This is a genomic window from Campylobacter sp. CNRCH_2014_0184h, assembly GCF_025772985.1.
Lineage (GTDB): Bacteria > Campylobacterota > Campylobacteria > Campylobacterales > Campylobacteraceae > Campylobacter_D.
The window spans coordinates 1-5,949 of the sequence record NZ_JAKMTB010000016.1; the positions used below are offsets into that span (position 1 = coordinate 1).

General features: G+C 42.7%; 2 tRNA genes and 3 rRNA genes. All 5 read left to right on the top strand.

Annotated features, from left to right (window positions below):
• Window positions 1–252 precede the first annotated feature (252 nt).
• The 5 genes from L8X36_RS07955 (at window position 253) to rrf (ending at window position 5,777) form a co-directional block, all read left to right on the top strand.
• Window positions 253–1,766 (top strand): 16S ribosomal RNA (locus tag L8X36_RS07955).
• 95 nt (window positions 1,767–1,861) lie between these two features.
• Window positions 1,862–1,937 (top strand) — tRNA-Ala (locus tag L8X36_RS07960).
• A gap of 8 nt (window positions 1,938–1,945) precedes the next feature.
• Window positions 1,946–2,022 (top strand) — tRNA-Ile (locus L8X36_RS07965).
• A gap of 457 nt (window positions 2,023–2,479) precedes the next feature.
• Window positions 2,480–5,387, top strand: a 23S ribosomal RNA gene (locus L8X36_RS07970).
• 273 nt (window positions 5,388–5,660) lie between these two features.
• Window positions 5,661–5,777 (top strand): 5S ribosomal RNA (gene rrf, locus L8X36_RS07975).
• The 16S, 23S and 5S rRNA genes sit together here with 2 tRNA genes alongside, the layout of an rRNA operon.
• The last annotated feature ends 172 nt before the right edge of the window (window positions 5,778–5,949 follow it).

Sequence of the window (5,949 nt, forward strand, 5' to 3'; positions counted from 1 at the left end):
TATTTAATAAAACTTTAAGCTTTTATTGCTATAATTTCATTTCCTTTTTAAATGAAAGGGTTTTAAAAAGCTTAAGACTTTTTGTCTTAATTTTTTAGTATTTGTTCTTTAAATTATTAATATTGTTAATCAAATCTTATAGTCAATCTTTGAAATCTAAATAAGTGATCGATTGAGCCAGAAAGATTTATTTTTAAATCTTAACAATCAACTTTTTCTTTGAAGAAAAAGATTAAACTTATCCAATTATTTTTTATGGAGAGTTTGATCCTGGCTCAGAGTGAACGCTGGCGGCGTGCCTAATACATGCAAGTCGAACGATGAAGCTTTTAGCTTGCTAGAAGTGGATTAGTGGCGCACGGGTGAGTAAGGTATAGTTAATCTGCCCTACACAAGAGGACAACAGTTGGAAACGACTGCTAATACTCTATACTCCTGCTTAACACAAGTTGAGTAGGGAAAGTTTTTTCGGTGTAGGATGAGACTATATAGTATCAGCTAGTTGGTGAGGTAATGGCTCACCAAGGCTATGACGCTTAACTGGTCTGAGAGGATGATCAGTCACACTGGAACTGAGACACGGTCCAGACTCCTACGGGAGGCAGCAGTAGGGAATATTGCGCAATGGGGGAAACCCTGACGCAGCAACGCCGCGTGGAGGATGACACTTTTCGGAGCGTAAACTCCTTTTCTTAGGGAAGAATTCTGACGGTACCTAAGGAATAAGCACCGGCTAACTCCGTGCCAGCAGCCGCGGTAATACGGAGGGTGCAAGCGTTACTCGGAATCACTGGGCGTAAAGGGCGCGTAGGCGGATTATCAAGTCTCTTGTGAAATCCAACGGCTTAACCGTTGAACTGCTTGGGAAACTGGTAGTCTAGAGTGAGGGAGAGGCAGATGGAATTGGTGGTGTAGGGGTAAAATCCGTAGATATCACCAAGAATACCCATTGCGAAGGCGATCTGCTGGAACTTAACTGACGCTAAGGCGCGAAAGCGTGGGGAGCAAACAGGATTAGATACCCTGGTAGTCCACGCCCTAAACGATGTACACTAGTTGTTGGGGTGCTAGTCATCTCAGTAATGCAGCTAACGCATTAAGTGTACCGCCTGGGGAGTACGGTCGCAAGATTAAAACTCAAAGGAATAGACGGGGACCCGCACAAGCGGTGGAGCATGTGGTTTAATTCGAAGATACGCGAAGAACCTTACCTGGGCTTGATATCCTAAGAACCTTTTAGAGATAAGAGGGTGCTAGCTTGCTAGAACTTAGAGACAGGTGCTGCACGGCTGTCGTCAGCTCGTGTCGTGAGATGTTGGGTTAAGTCCCGCAACGAGCGCAACCCACGTATTTAGTTGCTAACGGTTCGGCCGAGCACTCTAAATAGACTGCCTTCGTAAGGAGGAGGAAGGTGTGGACGACGTCAAGTCATCATGGCCCTTATGCCCAGGGCGACACACGTGCTACAATGGCATATACAATGAGACGCAATACCGCGAGGTGGAGCAAATCTATAAAATATGTCCCAGTTCGGATTGTTCTCTGCAACTCGAGAGCATGAAGCCGGAATCGCTAGTAATCGTAGATCAGCCATGCTACGGTGAATACGTTCCCGGGTCTTGTACTCACCGCCCGTCACACCATGGGAGTTGATTTCACTCGAAGCCGGAATACTAAACTAGTTACCGTCCACAGTGGAATCAGCGACTGGGGTGAAGTCGTAACAAGGTAACCGTAGGAGAACCTGCGGTTGGATCACCTCCTTTCTAGAGTACAAACTGATAAGTCTCACAACTATCAGTTCATATATAGACTCAATCATCCTTGTTTAGATTTCAAAGATTGATGAAAAGCTAATTTTGGGGAATTAGCTCAGCTGGGAGAGCGCCTGCTTTGCACGCAGGAGGTCAGCGGTTCGATCCCGCTATTCTCCACCATTTATTAAGGGCCTATAGCTCAGCTGGTTAGAGTGCACCCCTGATAAGGGTGAGGTCACAAGTTCAAGTCTTGTTAGGCCCACCATAAAAAAAGATTTGTTTATCAATCATATAATAAAGTTTTAAAACTTAAAGCAAGTATATAGCTAATAATAAAGCAGTAAATAAAGTAAAATACTTTATTGTCTATGTTTTTAAATTATTTAAACTCTTTATATATACTTCCTTTAGGTTTTAAGACCTAAGCTAAATAAATAATAGAATATTTTATATATTAGATTAGTTATTTAATGTTATTTGAATTATCATTGTTAAGAGTCACAAGCAAGTTTTAATAAAAACAATTTTACAGGACTTGTTAAAGGATAAAACCTAACTATCTTTTCTTTAGCTTTTAGTTAAAGACAAGTTTTAAACTCACAGCTTAGTGAGACTAATATTTTTAGTTTTATTAGGTGTTTAAATGCTTTCCGTCTTAAGATAGTAAAGTCTTATCATAAAAACTTTAACAAGGAAGTGATGCGTTTTAGAATGAATTTAAAAGGTAAGCTATTAAGAGCGAATGGTGGATGCCTTGGCTGGTAAAGGCGATGAAGGACGTACTAGACTGCGATAAGCTACGGGGAGCTGTCAAGAAGCTTTGATCCGTAGATTTCCGAATGGGGCAACCCAGTATATAGAGATATATACTACCATAATGGAGCGAACGTAGGGAATTGAAACATCTTAGTACCTACAGGAAAAGAAATCAATAGAGATTGCGTCAGTAGCGGCGAGCGAAAGCGCAAGAGGGCAAACCCAGTGCTTGCACTGGGGGTTGTAGGACTGCAATGTGCAATAGGTGAGGTTAGTAGAACACTCTGGAAAGTGTAGCCATAGAGGGTGATAGTCCCGTATACGAAAACCAAACCTTAGCTAGCAGTATCCTGAGTAGGGCGGGACACGAGGAATCCTGTCTGAAGCTGGGTCGACCACGATCCAACCCTAAATACTACTACCAGACCGATAGTGCACAAGTACCGTGAGGGAAAGGTGAAAAGAACTGAGGTGATCAGAGTGAAATAGAACCTGAAACCATTTGCTTACAATCATTCAGAGCACTATGTAGCAATACAGTGTGATGGACTGCCTTTTGCATAATGAGCCTGCGAGTTGTGGTGTCTGGCAAGGTTAAGCACACGCGAAGCCGTAGCGAAAGCGAGTCTGAATAGGGCGCTTAAGTCAGATGCTGCAGACCCGAAACGAAGTGATCTATCCATGAGCAAGTTGAAGCTAGTGTAAGAACTAGTGGAGGACTGAACCGATAGGCGTTGAAAAGCCCCCGGATGACTTGTGGATAGGGGTGAAAGGCCAATCAAACTTCGTGATAGCTGGTTCTCTCCGAAATATATTTAGGTATAGCGTTGTGTCGTAGTATAAGGGGGTAGAGCACTGAATGGGCTAGGGCATACACCAATGTACCAAACCCTATCAAACTCCGAATACCTTATATGTAATCACAGCAGTCAGGCGGCGAGTGATAAAATCCGTCGTCAAGAGGGAAACAACCCAGACTACCAGCTAAGGTCCCTAAATCTTACTTAAGTGGAAAACGATGTGAAGTTACTTAAACAACCAGGAGGTTGGCTTAGAAGCAGCCATCCTTTAAAGAAAGCGTAATAGCTCACTGGTCTAGTGATTTTGCGCGGAAAATATAACGGGGCTAAAGTAAGTACCGAAGCTGTAGACTTGATTTTATCAAGTGGTAGGAGAGCGTTCTATTTGCGCCGAAGGTATACCGGTAAGGAGTGCTGGAGCGAATAGAAGTGAGCATGCAGGCATGAGTAGCGATAATTAATGTGAGAATCATTAACGCCGTAAACCCAAGGTTTCCTACGCGATGCTCGTCATCGTAGGGTTAGTCGGGTCCTAAGTCGAGTCCGAAAGGGGTAGACGATGGCAAATTGGTTAATATTCCAATACCAACATTAGTGTGCGATGGAAGGACGCTTAGGGCTAAGCAAGCTAGCGGATGGAAGTGCTAGTCTAAGGTCGTAGGAGGTTATATAGGCAAATCCGTATAACAATACTCCGAGAACTGAAAGGCTCTTCAAAGTCTTCGGACAGCGAGGAGAATTGCTGATGCCGTCGAGCCAAGAAAAGTTTCTAAGTTTAGCTAATGTTGCCCGTACCGTAAACCGACACAGGTGGGTGGGATGAGTATTCTAAGGCGCGTGGAAGAACTCTCTTTAAGGAACTCTGCAAAATAGCACCGTATCTTCGGTATAAGGTGTGGTTCGCTTCGTATTAGGATTTACTCCGAAAGCGAAGAAACTTACAACAAAGAGTCCCTCCCGACTGTTTACCAAAAACACAGCACTCTGCTAACTCGTAAGAGGATGTATAGGGTGTGACGCCTGCCCGGTGCTCGAAGGTTAATTGATGGGGTTAGCATTAGCGAAGCTCTTGATCGAAGCCCGAGTAAACGGCGGCCGTAACTATAACGGTCCTAAGGTAGCGAAATTCCTTGTCGGTTAAATACCGACCTGCATGAATGGCGTAACGAGATGGGAGCTGTCTCAAAGAGGGATCCAGTGAAATTGTAGTGGAGGTGAAAATTCCTCCTACCCGCGGCAAGACGGAAAGACCCCGTGGACCTTTACTACAGCTTGACACTGCTATTTGGATAAGAATGTGCAGGATAGGTGGGAGGCTTTGAGTATATGACGCCAGTTGTATATGAGCCGTTGTTGAGATACCACTCTTTCTTATTTGGGTAGCTAACCAGCTTGAGTTATCCTCAAGTGGGACAATGTCTGGTGGGTAGTTTGACTGGGGCGGTCGCCTCCCAAATAATAACGGAGGCTTACAAAGGTTGGCTCAGAACGGTTGGAAATCGTTCGTAGAGTATAAAGGTATAAGCCAGCTTAACTGCAAGACATACAAGTCAAGCAGAGACGAAAGTCGGTCTTAGTGATCCGGTGGTTCTGTGTGGAAGGGCCATCGCTCAAAGGATAAAAGGTACCCCGGGGATAACAGGCTGATCTCCCCCAAGAGCTCACATCGACGGGGAGGTTTGGCACCTCGATGTCGGCTCATCGCATCCTGGGGCTGGAGCAGGTCCCAAGGGTATGGCTGTTCGCCATTTAAAGCGGTACGCGAGCTGGGTTCAGAACGTCGTGAGACAGTTCGGTCCCTATCTGCCGTGGGCGTAAGAAGATTGAAGAGATTTGACCCTAGTACGAGAGGACCGGGTTGAACAAACCACTGGTGTAGCTGTTGTTCTGCCAAGAGCATCGCAGCGTAGCTAAGTTTGGAACGGATAAACGCTGAAAGCATCTAAGCGTGAAGCCAACTCTAAGATGAATCTTCTCTAAGCTCTCTAGAAGACTACTAGTTTGATAGGCTGGGTGTGTAATGGATGAAAGTCCTTTAGCTGACCAGTACTAATAGAGCGTTTGGCTTATCTTATTTAAGCATCACTTCCTTGTTAAGGTTTTTAATAAAGCTTTGAATGTTTTTATACGAAAACTATATTAGCTTATAAAATCTTACAAGTAAAGTTTATATTAGAACTTGCTCTTAACATTGTTTTTTAAGTATTCTAAAGCAATAAAGTGATTAGCTTAATAAAATATCTAAATATAAGAATAAGATGAAAGCTAAAATAAAAATGATTTTTATATTTAAATCTTATTGATTGTTTTTATTATGCTATATTAAATAGAATATTTAAATAACAATGTCCGTGATTATACAGATGTGGAGACGCCTTGCTCCATCCCGAACCAAGAAGCTAAGCACATCGTGGGTGATGATACTACGCCTTACTGGCAGGGGGAAAGTAGCTCATTGCGGACTTGTTAATTCTCTTATTATTCTTACTTTATATATAATCTTATGTTTATTTTTATTGTTAGTTATTAAATTGGTTTATTTTTGGATTATTTATTTGTGACACTATTTTTAAATTTTTCTTATATTTCTTATATTTCTTATATTTCTTATATTTCTTATATTTCTTATATTTCTT